The organism is Pantoea sp. SGAir0183 (assembly GCF_043545505.1).
In genome coordinates, this window is the sequence record NZ_CP028053.1 from 3434920 (window position 1) to 3449179 (window position 14260).

The window sequence follows — 14260 nt, forward strand, 5'->3', positions numbered from 1 at the left end:
TGAACGCCATTTATGTATTAACGCCATTCCACCTGTTTTTTTTACGTCTGGCAGAAACGTAATCATCAAAAAGAAATTGCACCAATAACTCTCACCCTGCGTCGCAATGATCAGCGTGCTGCCCTAAATAAGCGCAAACAGGGAAAGAATACGTTAATTATTGCCCTGCACTGTTAAAAAGACACCGTTTAAAAAGGGATATAACAGTTGGATAGTTTTTTTAAAATCAGAAGCCAGCAAATTACTAATTGCTATCGTTCCCGTCCTGCCGCCATAGTGAATTACAGAATTATTCACCCCTTCTGTTTAATGTGAGCAAGCCCATGACATTTAACTGGAACTATATGTTCAGTCTGTTTAGCGACGCTAATTTTTGGCTGGCGACATGGACTGTCATCAAACTGAGCCTGCTGACCTGGGGAACGAGCATTATTGCGGGATTTATCCTGGCGCTGGCCAAGCAGTCGCGCCATCCCTTATTGACGCTGCCGGCCCGGTTTTATATCTGGCTCTTTCGCAGCCTGCCTTTGCTGGTGCTGCTGATCTTTGTTTATAACCTGCCTCAGGCATTGCCTGCCACGTCGACGGTACTGAGCGATCCATTCTGGGCAGGATTTATTGCGCTGACCATGTGTGAAAGCGCCTATATCGCAGAGATTCACCGTGGCGGGCTGCTGGCGATTCCCAAAGGCCAGAGCGAGGCTGCCCGGGCACTGGGATTACGCTATGCAGGCATTCAGTGGCGCATCATTATCCCGCAGGCACTGCGTGTGGCCTTACCGGCACTGGCGAATGAATACATCGCGATCGTGAAGCTGACGTCACTGGTCTCTGTTATCTCGCTTACCGAAATTTTGATGGTCGGCCAGCGACTCTACTCGCAAAACTTTCTGGTCATGGAAACCATGGCGGCGGTGGCCTTCTATTACGTGCTGATCGTTACCGTCTTTGACTTCCTGCTGAAACAGCTGGAGCGCTATCTGGACGTGACACAACGCCAACCGTCCGGCAAACCTGATGCACATCTTTTCGAACTCGCACAACGCGCAGCGGTGAACCCTGTCCGTCAGGCTTTTCACGCCAGCGGACCAGCGTTGCAGGCCCTGCGTCTGCACAAGGCTTACAACAATGTTGAAGTGCTGGGCGCCGTTAACCTGCAGATCCATCCTGGCGAAGTGGTTTCCGTAATCGGGCCTTCAGGTTCAGGAAAAACTACGCTGATTCGCCTGCTTAATGGTCTGGAGCAGATCGATAACGGTGAAATTCGTATTAACGGAAAACCCTTTATTCATCTCAGTCAGCAGGGAGAGCAACGCAAGCCACGCTTCGTTGAGCATGCAGAGCATCGTCTTAATATCGGGATGGTCTTTCAGAGCTTTAATTTGTTCAGTCATCTCAGCGTTATGGACAACCTGTTGCTGGCGCCTCGCTATCACAAGCTCGCGCCTGCCGCGGTATTAAAACAGCAGGCTGCTGCGCTGCTTTTTAAAGTCGGCATGCTCGACCATGCGTGGAAGTACCCTCATCAGCTCTCCGGCGGTCAGCAGCAACGCGTGGCTATCGCACGTGCCTTGATGATGCGTCCGCAAATCATGCTGTTCGATGAACCCACCTCTGCACTGGATCCCGAAAAAGTGAATGAAGTGCTTCAGGTCATTGAAGCCCTGGCAAGCGAGGGCATCACCATGGTGATCGTGACTCATGAGATGAACTTCGCCTTCAAGGTGTCTGACCGGATTGTCTTTATGGAAAAAGGACGCGTGGTCTGTGACGACGCGCCGCAGGCTCTACGCGATGGCCAGCATCCGCGCGTGGAAGCTTTTCTGAAGGATGTCTCGCTGGCGTAACGATGTATTAATCACGAGGGCAAGACCATGATTGAACAGTGGCAGGTAGATCAGTATCACCAGCAGGGATTTCTGGTAGTTGAAAATGTCCTGACAAGCGATGAAATCGCAGCGCTACAACACGACTTTGACCAGTGGGTTGAGGAAAGCCGCAGCCAGAATGCGCCCTGGGGCGATACGCAGGATGGGCGTCCGCGTTTCGATATTGAGAGCGATCACCGTGCCGATCATCCTTCTTTGCGCCGCGTCAGCTCACCGAACGATATCTCTGCCGCCTATCGCCATGCGGCACTACAGTCACGTATGGCGCAGATTGCCGGACAGTTAATCGGGGGCAGCGGTGCACGCTATCATCACAGTAAGATCAACTCGAAACTGCCCCATACCGCAACGAAAGTGGAGTGGCACCAGGATTTCCTGTTCACCCCGCACAGCAACGACGATATCGTGACCGCGCTGCTGATGGTCAGTGAGGTCACGCCGGAAAATGGTCCGCTGAACGTGGTGCCGGGCAGCCATCAGGGGCCGCTTTATTCACACTGGCAGGGTGGCCGCTTTACCGGTGCCGTTGATCCCGCAGTGGTGAAAGAACAGTGCCAGCAACCTACCGCCTGTTTTGGTCCCTCGGGTTCTGTGTGCTTTATGCATACCCGACTGCTGCACGCCTCCAGTCCCAATGAAACCGAATGGCCGCGCACACTGTTTATCGCCGTGTACGCCGCTGAAGATGCACTGCCGTTCGGTGAAAACCCGTTACCCAGCCCGGATGCGGGCACGCTGGTTTACGGTCAGGAGAGCGGCATGATCCGCAGCACCGCAAACGCCTTCCGCCTGCCGCAGAAACCGCGCGGTGCTTCGTTTTTTGTTCAACAGGCCGGTAAAGATCTTGCCAACGTCTGATGGCATTTTTCAGAGAGAGAATAATGATGAAAACCTACGTGTTAAGTCTGCTTGTCGCAGGCGCTGTACTGGCGTCCTTTAACGCCTCAGCCTTTTTACAACCCGGCAAAATTATCGCCGGATCGGATATGACCTTCTTTCCGTATGAGTACATGAAGGATAATAAACCCGCCGGCTTTGACATTGAGTTTCTTGATGGTCTGGCCAAAGTGATGGGCCGTCAGGCCGTTAACATTGATACCCGTTTCCCTAACCTGATTACCGGCTTGCAGAGTAACCGGTTTGATATGACTAATTCGTCGATGTACATCACCGCCGATCGCATGAAAGTGATCGACATGATTCCCTATCTGAAAAGCGGCGAAGCTATCCTGTCGTTGAAGGGAAGCGATTACCAACCCAAAACGCCTGAAGATTTCTGCGGCCATAAAATCGGTTCGATGGGCGCCACGTCGTGGTTGCAGCAGTTACACAAACTGTCTGACGACTACTGTGTGAAAAACGGTAAACCCCCCATCGCGATTAGCGAATATTCGACCGATCCGCAGACAACGCAGGCGATGCTCTCCCATGCGGTCGAAGCACAGATTACCGATGCCGCCGTGGCGCGTGGCGTGGTGCAAAAGCTGGGCGACCGTATTCAGATTTCCTCCACGACACTTATCTATCCGGTGTTAAACGGTTTTGGCGTGAAGAAGGACAATACGGAGGTGAAAAAAGCCCTGGTCGCTGCGCTGGCTACCTTCAGTAAAACGCCTGAATATGCCGCGCTGCTCAAAAAATACCATTTTGAAGCGCCAACAGCAGACGATCTCAACACCCTGATGCCAAAACCTTAATCTCAAACGCGTGCCCGTCACGCGTTCATTTTCAGGAGCGAATATGGCGCTTTCTTTTGAAGAGCAGACCCGTATCGATCTGGCGGCGGCCTTTCGCATTATTGCCCACCTGGGCATGCATGAGGCGGTAGCGAACCATTTCAGTGCCGCCGTTTCACCGGATGGTAAGCAGTTTCTGATGAACCCAAAGTGGAAACACTTTTCACGGCTTCGCGCCAGCGACCTGCTGCTGCTTAATGCAGACGATGCCGCCTGTGGAGAGCGGGATGATGTAGACGCCACCGCCTGGTCGATCCATGGGCAAATTCATCAGCGGCTGCCAGAAACCCGGGTCGTGATGCATCTGCATCCGGTTTACACCACCAGCGTCGCCTGTCTGGCGCAGCCACACATTCCGCCTGTCGATCAAAACAGTGCGCGCTACTTCAACCGTATCGCGGTGGATACCCTGTACGGGGGCATGGCAGACACTCAAGAGGAAGGCGCCCGACTGTCCAGCCTGCTGACCGATAAGCGTCGTCTGTTGATGGGTAATCACGGCGTTATGGTTACCGCCCAGACGGTGGGCGAGGCCTATGATGATATCTGGACACTGGAGCGGGCCTGCCAGATTCTGGTCACCGCCTGGTCTACCGGGCAACCGTTGAAGGTGCTGAGCGACGAGGTCGCGGAAAAAACGGCCCGTGACTGGGAAGGCATCCCCGACTTCTCTCTGCGGCATTTCGAAGAGATGAAGCAGTTGATGATTGAGGCCGATCCCACGTTATGTGACTGAGTGGGGCCGTGCGGACGACAATGCCGGAAACCGGGGCAGCGCGTGGCGACATCCTTTTGCCGTCACGCGCTTGCCGCCGGGAGATTACGCCTCTGGCGCGGGGTAGGTTTTTATCCAGTGATCGGCAATCTGCTGCCGGGTGCAAATCCACACATCTTTATGCTGCTGAATGTGGTCGAGGAAATTTTGCAAGGCGCGGAATTTTCCCGGGCGACCTAACAGGCGGCAGTGCATCCCCACCGACATCATTTTGGGCGCGGTTTCGCCTTCTTCATACAGCACGTCGAACGTATCGCGCAGATAGGTGAAGAACTGCTCTGCGGTATTGAAACCCTGGGGCGAGGCAAAGCGCATATCGTTGCATTCCAGCGTGTAAGGAATGATCAGATGGGGTTTTACCGTACCGTCCTGACAGGTGACCTGAGTCCAGAATGGCAAATCATCACCATAATAGTCGCTGTCATAACTGAAGCCGCCCTGTTCCACCACCAGCCGCCGCGTATTGGGGCTGTCGCGTCCGGTGTACCAGCCTGTGGGCGCTTTGCCAAACAGGTCCGTTAACACATCCACCGCCTGCTGCATGTGCTGACGTTCGGTTTTAGCATCAATGCCCTGATAGTGGATCCAGCGCCAGCCGTGGCTGACCACGTCATACTGCGCCTGTTTGATGGCGTCCACGATGTCCGGGTGGCGCGCCAACGCCATCGCGACGCCAAACACGGTCAGGGGCAGTCCGCGCTTCTGAAACTCATTGTGAATGCGCCAGAAACCGGCGCGGGATCCATACTCGTACAGGGATTCCATCGACATATGCCGATCCGGATAACTGGCCGCCCCAATGATGTCAGACAGGAACTGTTCTGAACCCGTGTCGCCGTGCAAAACGTTGTTTTCTGCCCCTTCCTCATAGTTGAGTACAAACTGCACCGCGACGCGCGCTTTCTTTGGCCAGCGCGCATGTGGAGGCTTTCCACCGTAACCGATCAGGTCACGCGGGTAATTCTTATTGAAGCTGTAGGTTTTTTTATCCTGGCTTTCAGTCATCACTTGCATCCTGTCGTTGAACGGGAACATCTGCTTAGTTTAGGTGCTGAAAGACACCTGAGAGCGGTTTATGTAGCGGATAAGCTAAATCGCCTTGTTTACTGGTGCCAAAACCCAGCGCCACCAGCGATTCCACCATCTTAACGGCGGCGCTGACGCCATCAATCACCGGCATCTCCAGCTCTTTTGTCAGCGACGCGGCCAGCGTTGCCATGCCCCCACAGCCTAAAACAATGGCGCCACAGCCATCTTCCCGCTTTGCCTGGATACAGCGCTGGCGCACTTTCTCCTGCGCCACGCCGCTGCCGTCTTCCAGCGCCAGCACGGGTAAATCAATAGCATGTAAAGCAGCACAATGGTGCGTAAAACCGTACTGCTGAAGTAAATGGCGTGCGATGACCAGCGTGCGGGGCAACGTCGTGACAATTGAAAAACGCGTTGCCACCAATGTGGCGGTATGCATGGCCGCCTCCGCGATACCGATGACCGGCCCGCTGGCCAGTTCGCGTGCCGCCAGCAAGCCAGGATCGCCAAAACAGGCAATCACATGGCCACTGACGCCCTGCGCTTTGCCGAGCTTCACCTGTTCCAGCACGCCGATCGCCGCTATCGCCTCATCAAAATGCCCTTCAATCGACGGCACGCCCTGCGAAGGGCAAACGGCAATAATGTCCGTTCCAGGTGCGGCCACCGCGCGGGCCGCCTGACCGATGGTTTCGGTCATCGCCTGGCTGGTATTGGGATTGATAACCTGAATCAGGCTCATGATACAGCTCCTTTATGCCCGGCAAACAGTCGGGAAAAATCCGGTAGTGTTTCGCCTCCGCGCTCAAAATGGAGGCTGGCAACGATGTGTTCAAAATGGTGCTGCAGCGAGGCGGTCAGTGACACCAGGTCTTTTTCCCGGAGTCGCTGGAGTAACTGGCCGTGATCGTCACAGCGACAACCGCGCTGCCAGGGCGCGCCCCAGGTGGCAATCACCAGCGACGATCGCTGGGCCAGTTGCGTCACCAAATCCGTTAATACCTGATTGCCCGAAATCGCCTGCAACTGGATATGAAAGGCCGCGGACAGACGAATCGCCGCCGGCCCGTCATGCCGGGCAATCGCCTCTTTTTCCTGCTCAACCAGGGCCGTGAGCCCGGCCAGGTGCGGTGCCTGCAGATGTTCCAGCACCGCAGAAAGATTGCCGCACTCAAGCAGGCTTCGGGTGCGGAAAATATCCCGCGCTTCCTCCACGCCCGGTGTGGCGACATGTGCACCACGTTTGGGCGTGAGCGTGATCATTTGCACCGCAGCAAGGCGCTGCAAGACCTTACGGATGCCCGTGCGGCTCACGCCAAAGACCTCTGAAAGCGCTTCTTCCGGCAATTTGCTGCCGGGCGGCAGTTGATGTTCGACAATGGCGTTCATTAACGCCTGATAGATAGGTTCATCTTTATCATGCAGCTCGGCCGCCGTTCTCTGGCCTGTTTCACTCTTCATCACCCGCTCCGGTAAACATCATTGCGTCACTTATCGTATACGTGAAAAATAAATTTTGTATACAAAAAACAAATCTGGCCTGGATCCTGCAATGTGATTTCACAAGGTTATTTTATTCATGTCTTTGAGAGGAGCAGGTTTCATGCCAAATCATTCAACGGTGGGTAACACATCGGCCTCTGAAGCCGGAAAAGCATACAGTCCGAAGCTATGTAATGCTGACCTGGCGCCTACCCGTCATCAAAACTGGTCGTGGTACAACATCTTTTCCTTCTGGATGTCGGATGTGCACAGCATGGGCGGCTACGTGGTCGCGGCAAGCTTCTTCACATTAGGGCTGGCCAGCTGGCAGGTGCTGCTGTGTTTGCTGGCGGGAATCTGTATTGTTCAGCTCTGCGCCAACCTGGTCGCTAAACCCAGCCAGATGGCCGGCGTGCCTTATGCGGTCATTTGCCGCCAGGCATTCGGTGTCTTTGGCGCCAATATTCCGGCGGTGATCCGCGGCCTGATTGCGTTTGCCTGGTACGGTATTCAGACCTGGCTGGCGGCGAATGCGCTGATGCTGGTGCTGCTGAAGTTTTATCCGTCGCTGGAAAGCCTGACGCACAGCCACTGGCTTGGCTTATCGCAACTGGGCTGGTACTGCTTTGGCGTGATGTGGGTTCTGCAGGCGATGGTGTTCTGGCACGGCATGAGTGCGATTAAGCGCTTTATTGATATCGCTGGTCCCGCCGTTTACGTCGTCATGCTGGCACTGGCGGGCTGGATTGTATACAAAACCGGATTCGATGGTATTTCGTTTACGCTGGCCAGCAAATCGCTGTCCATCGGTGAACAAACCTGGCAGATGATTACGGCAACGGCACTGGTGGTGTCTTACTTCTCAGGCCCGCTGCTGAACTTTGGTGACTTTTCTCGCTACGGCAAAAGCATGTGTGAGGTTCGCCGGGGTAACCGCTGGGGACTGCCGTTCAATTTCCTGCTGTTCTCCATCGTGACCGTTGTGATTGTATCGGGTACGCAGTCCTTGTTTGGCAAAATGATCACCGATCCTATCGAAACCGTGAGCATGGTTGGCAGCGATTTAGCCGTGGCGATTGGCTTACTGACCATGATCACCGCGACGATTGGCATCAACATCGTGGCGAACTTCGTGTCTCCTGCTTTCGATTTTTCTAACTGCTCGCCTCAGAAAATCAGTTTTCGTACCGGAGGGATGATTGCAGCGGTGGGTTCGGTCCTGCTCACGCCGTGGAATCTGTTCCAGTCGCCTGAACTGATTCACTATACGCTGGACGTACTGGGTTCGTTTATCGGGCCTTTGTTTGGCATTCTGTTAGCCGATTTTTACCTGATCAAAGGCGGCCGTATTTCTGTGGACGATCTGTTCGATGCCACACCGCAGGGGCGCTACTGGTATCGCGGTGGATTTAACCCGAAAGCCATTGTCGCCCTGCTGCCCTCGGTCGCTATTTGTCTGGTGATTAGCTTTATCCCTTCTCTGCATCAGGTCGCCAACTTTAGCTGGTTTATCGGCGTGGCGCTGGCGGCAAGCTGCTACTGGCTGGTGGCACGGGAAAAACAGGTTGCAGGAAAACATACGACAATCCCGTCGGGTGCCGTCGCGATGCAGAAAGACTGATTCACGCTTACTGCCAGTCAGTCCGTTTCTGTGAGGACTGGCTGCGGGAACGTCGTTCTTACCCTGCCTTTATGGGGCATTTATTGGGTGCGACGGGCATCAGATCGAAAATACGGGATAACACTGAACGTGACGGGGAAACCGGCTGTTGGGAGGAAGACGAGAAACGTCCAGAGCCAGAAAGCAAAAACGCCATGCTGATAACCAGCATGGCGTCAAAATTTGGCGGAACGGACGGGGCTCGAACCCGCGACCCCCTGCGTGACAGGCAGGTATTCTAACCAACTGAACTACCGCTCCGCGCTTTGTTCCCCGTCGGGAACGAGGCGCATATTAATCACATCATTACTCGCCGTCAACGGTTTTCCCCCTGCCCGCTTCCGTTTGCTGCTATTTTCGCCCCGATGTTGATTTTACACACAAATCTTTGCGACTCAGGCGCGCCAGAGGCAACTGCCCCCCTTCTTCATGATCAGATCCAGCCGTGATTCGTGATGACTGATTTCCTCATCACTGGCGGTGACCACGCGCAATCCTGATGTGGGCCGAACGATGCGCTGAATGCCTTCGCTCTGCTGCTGACGCGAGCGATCCTCCTCCGACGAGAAAGACAAGGACGTTTGTCCGCCCGTCATGGTTAAAAAGACTTCGGCCAGGATCTCGGCATCGAGCAGTGCGCCGTGCAACGTACGCTTACTGTTGTCTATCTCATAACGTGAACACAGCGCGTCGAGGCTGTTGCGCTTACCGGGGAACATACGGCGCGCCATCGCCAGGCTGTCAGTAATCTTGCAGAAGGTTTCCGTTTTTTCGATGCCGCGCTCAAGCTTGCTGAACTCATAATCCATAAAGCCGATATCAAACGAGGCATTATGAATAACAAGTTCTGCACCACGGATGTAGTCAAGAAACTCATCGGCAATCTCACTGAAGGTCGGTTTATCCAGCAGAAACTCATCGGCAATACCGTGAACGCCAAACGCTTCCGGGTCGACCAGCCGATCGGGCTTGAGATACATGTGGAAGTTGTTCCCTGTCAGGCGACGGTTCACCACTTCAACGGCACCGATCTCAATGATGCGGTGACCTTCATAATGCACCCCGATCATATTCATGCCGGTGGTTTCAGTATCGAGAACGATTTGGCGGTTATTTGCAGTGCTCATAGGGCTCGTTTTATGTCAGACTTGGCGTTTTGTCAGAAGGAAGTCTACCAGAGATGCGCAAACAGGTAGAAATTTATACCGATGGTTCCTGCCTCGGCAACCCGGGCCCGGGGGGTTATGGCGCAATTTTGCGTTATGGGCAACATGAAAAAACATTTAGCGCCGGTTACCGCCTGACGACCAATAATCGCATGGAACTGATGGCGGCTATCGTCTCGCTGGAAGCCCTGAAACAACCCTGTGACGTGGTATTGAGTACCGACAGTCAGTATGTGCGCCAGGGCATTACGCAATGGATTCATAACTGGAAAAAACGCGGCTGGAAAACAGCCGATAAGAAGCCGGTTAAGAACGTCGATCTGTGGCAACGGCTTGATACTGCGCTCAGCACCCATCAGATTCAATGGGAGTGGGTTAAAGGCCATGCGGGCCACCCGGAGAATGAACGCTGCGATGAACTGGCACGCCATGCCGCAAACCATCCGGCTTTTGATGATATCGGCTATCAACCAGAATCCTGATCGTTGACGTGTCTGAACTGCCGTGTCGCATTCACAGGCTGCGGCAGGGGCCTTTTGCTCAGACTCATCCTTGCCTTGGTCGGCGTGAGGGGGAAACTGCGCTTACGCGCAACGACGATATTCAGGCACCCCAAAGCAGGTAAGTGAGCGCTGATCATTCTGCCGCCCTGCCGGTGCCAGGGCAACACCTGAAAACGCGTACGAAAGACCACTTCATAATTCAGCAATCCCAGCCAGTCCAGTAATCGCATCTGGCTGAACATGCGCCCGCTCCAGGGCGCTTTACGCTGTATTCCGGGTACTATTTTACTGATGCCCAGCAGACTGAACGGATTGAAGCCGCTGATTATCATCCAGCCATCATCGATCAATACCCGGTCCACTTCCCGCAATACCCGGTGGGGATCCTGACTCCAGGATAACGTATGGGCCAGTAAACAGGCATCGACAGACTTGGCTTCGAACGGGAGCTGGGTGGGATGCGCCAGGACCTGTAAGCCTTCACCTTCGACACCTACGCTGACCTGATGGGAAATCGCGCACTGTTCCGTATTGATTTCTGCGCTGAGGTTGCCAAGCTTAAGCATATGAAAGCCATAAAGCTTTCCGAGGTAAGGCTGAAGTTGCTGCGTCAGGGCATCGCGAAAGTAAATGCCCCATGGCATATCGTGCCATGAGCGTGGGGCGTTCAGGATTTGGCGTGTCTTGGCGGGCTTCATGCTTTACCATTTTCCTTTTAACGACCAGCGAGAGGTATTTATGAATCTTACCAGCATTCCTGCACTGCAAGATAACTACATCTGGACGTTAACAGATGACGAAGGAAAATGCCTGATTGTTGACCCGGGTGAAGCCCAGCCGGTTCTGGAGAAAATTCAGGCCAATGGCTGGCAGCCTGTCGCCATTTTGCTGACGCATCATCACAACGATCATGTCGGTGGCGTGAAAACGCTCTGTGAACATTTTCCCGAGATTGCCGTTTACGGTCCGCAGGAAACGGCAGATAAAGGGGCAAAAACATGCGTGCGTGAAGGAGATAACGTTGACGTTTTGGGCCTGTCATTCGCGGTCATCGCTACGCCGGGGCACACTTTAGGACATATCTCATATTACAGTGCACCTTATCTTTTTTGTGGAGATACGATGTTCTCAGGTGGTTGCGGACAGCTTTTCGAAGGCACCCCCGAGCAAATGTACCAATCCTTTCAAAAGCTTAACTCGCTCCCGGAAGACACATTGGTGTGCTGTGCGCATGAATATACTTTATCCAATTTGAAGTTTGCTGCCGCAATTTTACCCCACGATCCGCAAATAACGGCTGAATACCATAAAATTAAGGACTTACGGGCCGAAAACCGCATTACTTTACCTACAAAACTGGCTCATGAGCGTGTGATAAATTTATTTCTCCGAACGCAAGATGCTGATTTACAACGCGCTTTAAACGTTGATGCTGGGGTTGGGCCCGTATGGCAAACATTTGCTGTTCTACGCGAGAAGAAAGACGCTTTTTGATTTTTCGGGTTGTGTTGTGAAGGACCGTCACGTATAGTTGCTCGTCTTTTAAGCGAACTATTGACACACACATGAAGGCTAAAGCGATATTATTCGCCTCGGTCTTGCTGGTAGGATGTCAGGCATCACGGAATGACGCCAATATCCCCGAACAGCATGCCCAGAGTCTGTCTTCAGCTGGTCAAAGTGAAAATGGAAAATACGGTGATCGACTTTTATCGCCGCGATGGCAGGAAGATGGAACTGGCCTCGCAGAAGATAATGATCTCTGGCGTTTCATTAGTGACGAGTTGAAGATGGGGATTCCGGAAAACGCCCGGATCCGCGAACAGAAATTAAAGTTTTTAAAAAATAAGAGCTATCTCCACGATGTAACATTACGGGCAGAGCCGTACATGTACTGGATAGTCGAGCAGATTAAGAAACGTAATATGCCGATGGAACTGGTACTGCTACCCATAGTGGAGAGCGCTTTTGATCCTCACGCAACGTCATCTGCAAATGCCGCTGGCATCTGGCAGATCGTTGGGAGTACGGGTCGAAACTATGGTTTAAAACAGAACCGTTACTACGATGGTCGTCGCGATGTTGTCGCCTCAACGAAAGTAGCACTGGATATGATGCAGCGTCTTAATACGATGTTTGGTGGTGACTGGCTTTTGACAGTGGCGGCTTACAACAGCGGAGAAGGACGGGTACTCAAAGCGATTAAACAGAACAAGGCGCGCGGTAAGCCTACCGACTTCTGGCATCTTTCGCTTCCACGTGAAACCACGGTTTATGTACCAAAAATGTTGGCCTTGAGCGAGTTGCTTAAGCACAACAAGCGTTACGGTATCAAACTGCCGACGCCTGACGAAAACCGTGCTCTGGCACGCGTTGAAGTGGGTCAGCAGATAAAACTGACGCAGGCCGCAGAAATGGCGGGGATGTCGCTCACCAAGTTAAAGAGCTTCAATACCGGTTATAAAGGCGGCGCAACAGCACCTAATGGGCCACATTACATTCTGGTGCCGAAGTCTAACGTCGCAAAGCTGCGTGATTCACTGGCTTCCGGTGATATCTCTGCCGTGCAGCCCACACAACTGGCGAAAGCCAGCAATGAGGGGGGCTACAAAGTGCGAAGCGGCGATACCTTATCCGGTATTGCGAATAAGTTAGGCGTCAGCGTGGCCACACTGAAGCAGCAAAATAACCTGCGCAGTGCCAGTATTCGTCCCGGTCAGTTACTGACTGTGGGTTCGAATGGCACGAGCCTGGCGGATAATAGCAACAGCATCACCTATCGCGTTCGTAAGGGTGATTCTCTTGACAGTATCGCCCGTCGTCACGGCGTTAACATCAAAGACGTGATGCGCTGGAACAGTGTTGTGAGTAACGCAAAAGATATTCAGCCTGGTGACGAGCTCACGTTGTTCGTTAAGAATAACGCAACACCAGATACCTGATACGTTGAAAAGGCTGACATTTGTCAGCCTTTTTTCTTGTTTGATTCTACATCCTGCCCGTGACCACGTTCTCTCTGCCCTTTCCTGCCTGATGTCACCTTTATCGTCTGGTACTGAACTCAACCAAAAGCGGGTTATGGTCGGATGCCTGCGTCACCAGAACCGAGGCTTCACTGACGTGTATATCGCGATAAAAAACGAAATCTAAAGGTCTGCCAAAGGCTTTACGTCGGTGGTCGGCGGTAAACATCACCTCTTCCAGTTTCATCTGATGCGCAAAGCGATAGAGGGCGTTAATGCGCTGGCGGCTCCAGGCGTTGAAGTCGCCCGCCATAATGACAGGCCCGCGATGATGGATAATCTGTTCGCCAATGGGGCCGAGCTGCTTGCTGTAAACATCCACGCCCAGACTAAAATTTACCGCGTGGATGTTCACCACCATCAGCATCTCGCCCGTGGGAAGCGGATACGCCGTGACTAAGGCGGATTTTGAGAGCCTTAACAGGGGTTCTCGCTCGCGCAGGGGGCAACAATAAACAGGGTGAGCAGAAGCTAACGTCATGACGCCAGAGGGGTGCTGAGGCAGCACTAAAGCCGGGACCTGATCGGCCGCCAGATAGTTACTGGTCGCAAAGCGGATTAGCTCGGGCGTCGTCTGCGCTTCCTGAAGCAGAACCAGATGGGCATCCTTACCAAACCCTTCCAGCACGGACATCCAGTCAGCGCGCTGCTGCTTAAAGATATTCCATACTAATACTTTCAAAGTGGGATCGGCGGGGAGTGGCTCACCCGGTGGCAGTGCCTGGCCGAGATGAAACATGGCACCCGGAGGAAAGATCCTTTCCGCTGGCTGTCCGGCTACATATCTCATCGCATAGGTTTTTTTGCGCACTGTCCCGCCTGGCTAATCATTCAGAAATTCATGTCACTTATCTGTTATAGGGATTTTAGTACGCAGTTTCAATCGATGCCGACGATTGTTCGAGACCGCCCTCCCACTTTATTGTCGTCACGAATGGCGTAATCCGGCCTGTGCAGACCGTTTCTTCCACTAAAAAGATAACCGGCCTGACGGAAA

At 53.4% G+C, this 14260-nt stretch carries 14 protein-coding genes and 1 tRNA gene; 8 read left to right on the forward strand and 7 right to left on the reverse strand.

What is annotated here, in order from left to right; translation table 11 throughout:
• The first annotated feature begins 323 nt into the window (after positions 1–323).
• From C1N59_RS16030 to C1N59_RS16045, 4 genes are read left to right on the forward strand one after another with little or no spacing between them, the layout of a single operon-like run.
• On the forward strand, positions 324–1847 hold the full coding sequence (locus C1N59_RS16030) for an amino acid ABC transporter permease/ATP-binding protein (protein WP_033738506.1): 1524 nt from the start codon (positions 324–326) through the stop codon (positions 1845–1847).
• A 27-nt stretch (positions 1848–1874) separates the two neighbouring features.
• Positions 1875–2747 (forward strand): phytanoyl-CoA dioxygenase family protein, encoded by an 873-nt coding sequence (locus C1N59_RS16035; protein WP_039338604.1) that lies wholly within the window; start codon positions 1875–1877, stop codon positions 2745–2747.
• Positions 2748–2770: 23 nt separating this feature from the next.
• Positions 2771–3586 carry an ABC transporter substrate-binding protein gene (locus C1N59_RS16040; protein ID WP_039338605.1) on the forward strand — a complete coding sequence of 272 codons (816 nt, stop codon included), beginning with the start codon at positions 2771–2773 and terminating at the stop codon, positions 3584–3586.
• A 43-nt stretch (positions 3587–3629) separates the two neighbouring features.
• Positions 3630–4361: a class II aldolase and adducin N-terminal domain-containing protein gene (locus C1N59_RS16045; protein WP_394549871.1), complete on the forward strand. Its 732-nt coding sequence runs from the start codon at positions 3630–3632 to the stop codon at positions 4359–4361.
• A gap of 84 nt (positions 4362–4445) precedes the next feature.
• On the opposite strand, the gene puuE is transcribed toward C1N59_RS16045, so the two are convergent.
• Genes puuE through C1N59_RS16060 form a run of 3 tightly spaced genes read right to left on the reverse strand, consistent with a single transcriptional unit; the run spans position 4446 to position 6890 of the window.
• The gene (gene puuE, locus C1N59_RS16050) at positions 4446–5405 is read right to left on the reverse strand and encodes an allantoinase PuuE (protein WP_033738501.1); all 960 of its coding nucleotides are present in this window, start codon (positions 5403–5405) and stop codon (positions 4446–4448) included.
• Positions 5406–5439: 34 nt separating this feature from the next.
• A complete protein-coding gene (hpxA, locus tag C1N59_RS16055) occupies positions 5440–6171 on the reverse strand; it encodes an allantoin racemase (RefSeq protein ID WP_033738498.1) in 732 nt (243 codons plus the stop codon).
• Positions 6168–6890 carry a GntR family transcriptional regulator gene (locus C1N59_RS16060; protein WP_006118006.1) on the reverse strand — a complete coding sequence of 241 codons (723 nt, stop codon included), beginning with the start codon at positions 6888–6890 and terminating at the stop codon, positions 6168–6170. The genes hpxA and C1N59_RS16060 overlap by 4 nt, the downstream gene beginning before the upstream one ends.
• A gap of 142 nt (positions 6891–7032) precedes the next feature.
• Between C1N59_RS16060 and C1N59_RS16065 the strand changes: the two genes are divergently transcribed.
• Positions 7033–8532, forward strand: a complete 1500-nt coding sequence (locus tag C1N59_RS16065; RefSeq protein ID WP_394549872.1) for an NCS1 family nucleobase:cation symporter-1 — start codon at positions 7033–7035, stop codon at positions 8530–8532.
• 223 nt (positions 8533–8755) lie between these two features.
• On the opposite strand, the gene C1N59_RS16070 is transcribed toward C1N59_RS16065, so the two are convergent.
• Both C1N59_RS16070 and dnaQ read right to left on the reverse strand, forming a co-directional pair.
• Positions 8756–8832: transfer RNA gene (locus C1N59_RS16070), tRNA-Asp, on the reverse strand.
• A gap of 134 nt (positions 8833–8966) precedes the next feature.
• A complete protein-coding gene (dnaQ, locus tag C1N59_RS16075; RefSeq protein ID WP_006118004.1) occupies positions 8967–9698 on the reverse strand; it encodes a DNA polymerase III subunit epsilon in 732 nt (243 codons plus the stop codon).
• A 53-nt stretch (positions 9699–9751) separates the two neighbouring features.
• On the opposite strand from dnaQ, the gene rnhA reads away from it, so the two are divergent.
• Entirely contained in the window at positions 9752–10219 is a 468-nt protein-coding gene (gene rnhA / locus C1N59_RS16080) for a ribonuclease HI (protein ID WP_006118003.1), read from the forward strand.
• Here rnhA and C1N59_RS16085 read toward each other — a convergent pair.
• Complete coding sequence (locus C1N59_RS16085) at positions 10204–10938, reverse strand: class I SAM-dependent methyltransferase (protein ID WP_006118002.1); 735 nt, start codon at positions 10936–10938, stop codon at positions 10204–10206. The genes rnhA and C1N59_RS16085 overlap by 16 nt on opposite strands.
• A 40-nt stretch (positions 10939–10978) precedes the next feature.
• On the opposite strand from C1N59_RS16085, the gene gloB reads away from it, so the two are divergent.
• Together gloB and mltD are read left to right on the forward strand one after the other, a co-directional pair.
• Positions 10979–11734, forward strand: a complete 756-nt coding sequence (gene gloB / locus C1N59_RS16090) for a hydroxyacylglutathione hydrolase (protein ID WP_394549873.1) — start codon at positions 10979–10981, stop codon at positions 11732–11734.
• Positions 11735–11805: 71 nt separating this feature from the next.
• Entirely contained in the window at positions 11806–13182 is a 1377-nt protein-coding gene (gene mltD, locus C1N59_RS16095; RefSeq protein ID WP_058708229.1) for a murein transglycosylase D, read from the forward strand.
• 100 nt (positions 13183–13282) lie between these two features.
• Here the strand turns inward: mltD and C1N59_RS16100 are convergent, their stop codons facing one another.
• Positions 13283–14074 (reverse strand): endonuclease/exonuclease/phosphatase family protein, encoded by a 792-nt coding sequence (locus C1N59_RS16100; RefSeq protein ID WP_006117999.1) that lies wholly within the window; start codon positions 14072–14074, stop codon positions 13283–13285.
• Positions 14075–14260: the final 186 nt, after the last annotated feature.

Bases quoted from the DNA above. Each gene is read 5' to 3' on its own strand.
- hpxA (WP_033738498.1), bottom strand. From the start codon at position 6,171: ATGAGCCTGATTCAGGTTATCAATCCCAATACCAGCCAGGCGATGACC.
- C1N59_RS16065 (WP_394549872.1), top strand. From the start codon at position 7,033: ATGCCAAATCATTCAACGGTGGGTAACACATCGGCCTCTGAAGCCGGA.
- C1N59_RS16045 (WP_394549871.1), top strand. From the start codon at position 3,630: ATGGCGCTTTCTTTTGAAGAGCAGACCCGTATCGATCTGGCGGCGGCC.
- C1N59_RS16060 (WP_006118006.1), bottom strand. From the start codon at position 6,890: ATGAAGAGTGAAACAGGCCAGAGAACGGCGGCCGAGCTGCATGATAAA.
- rnhA (WP_006118003.1), top strand. From the start codon at position 9,752: ATGCGCAAACAGGTAGAAATTTATACCGATGGTTCCTGCCTCGGCAAC.
- C1N59_RS16030 (WP_033738506.1), top strand. From the start codon at position 324: ATGACATTTAACTGGAACTATATGTTCAGTCTGTTTAGCGACGCTAAT.
- C1N59_RS16085 (WP_006118002.1), bottom strand. From the start codon at position 10,938: ATGAAGCCCGCCAAGACACGCCAAATCCTGAACGCCCCACGCTCATGG.
- C1N59_RS16040 (WP_039338605.1), top strand. From the start codon at position 2,771: ATGATGAAAACCTACGTGTTAAGTCTGCTTGTCGCAGGCGCTGTACTG.
- gloB (WP_394549873.1), top strand. From the start codon at position 10,979: ATGAATCTTACCAGCATTCCTGCACTGCAAGATAACTACATCTGGACG.
- mltD (WP_058708229.1), top strand. From the start codon at position 11,806: ATGAAGGCTAAAGCGATATTATTCGCCTCGGTCTTGCTGGTAGGATGT.
- dnaQ (WP_006118004.1), bottom strand. From the start codon at position 9,698: ATGAGCACTGCAAATAACCGCCAAATCGTTCTCGATACTGAAACCACC.
- puuE (WP_033738501.1), bottom strand. From the start codon at position 5,405: ATGACTGAAAGCCAGGATAAAAAAACCTACAGCTTCAATAAGAATTAC.
- C1N59_RS16035 (WP_039338604.1), top strand. From the start codon at position 1,875: ATGATTGAACAGTGGCAGGTAGATCAGTATCACCAGCAGGGATTTCTG.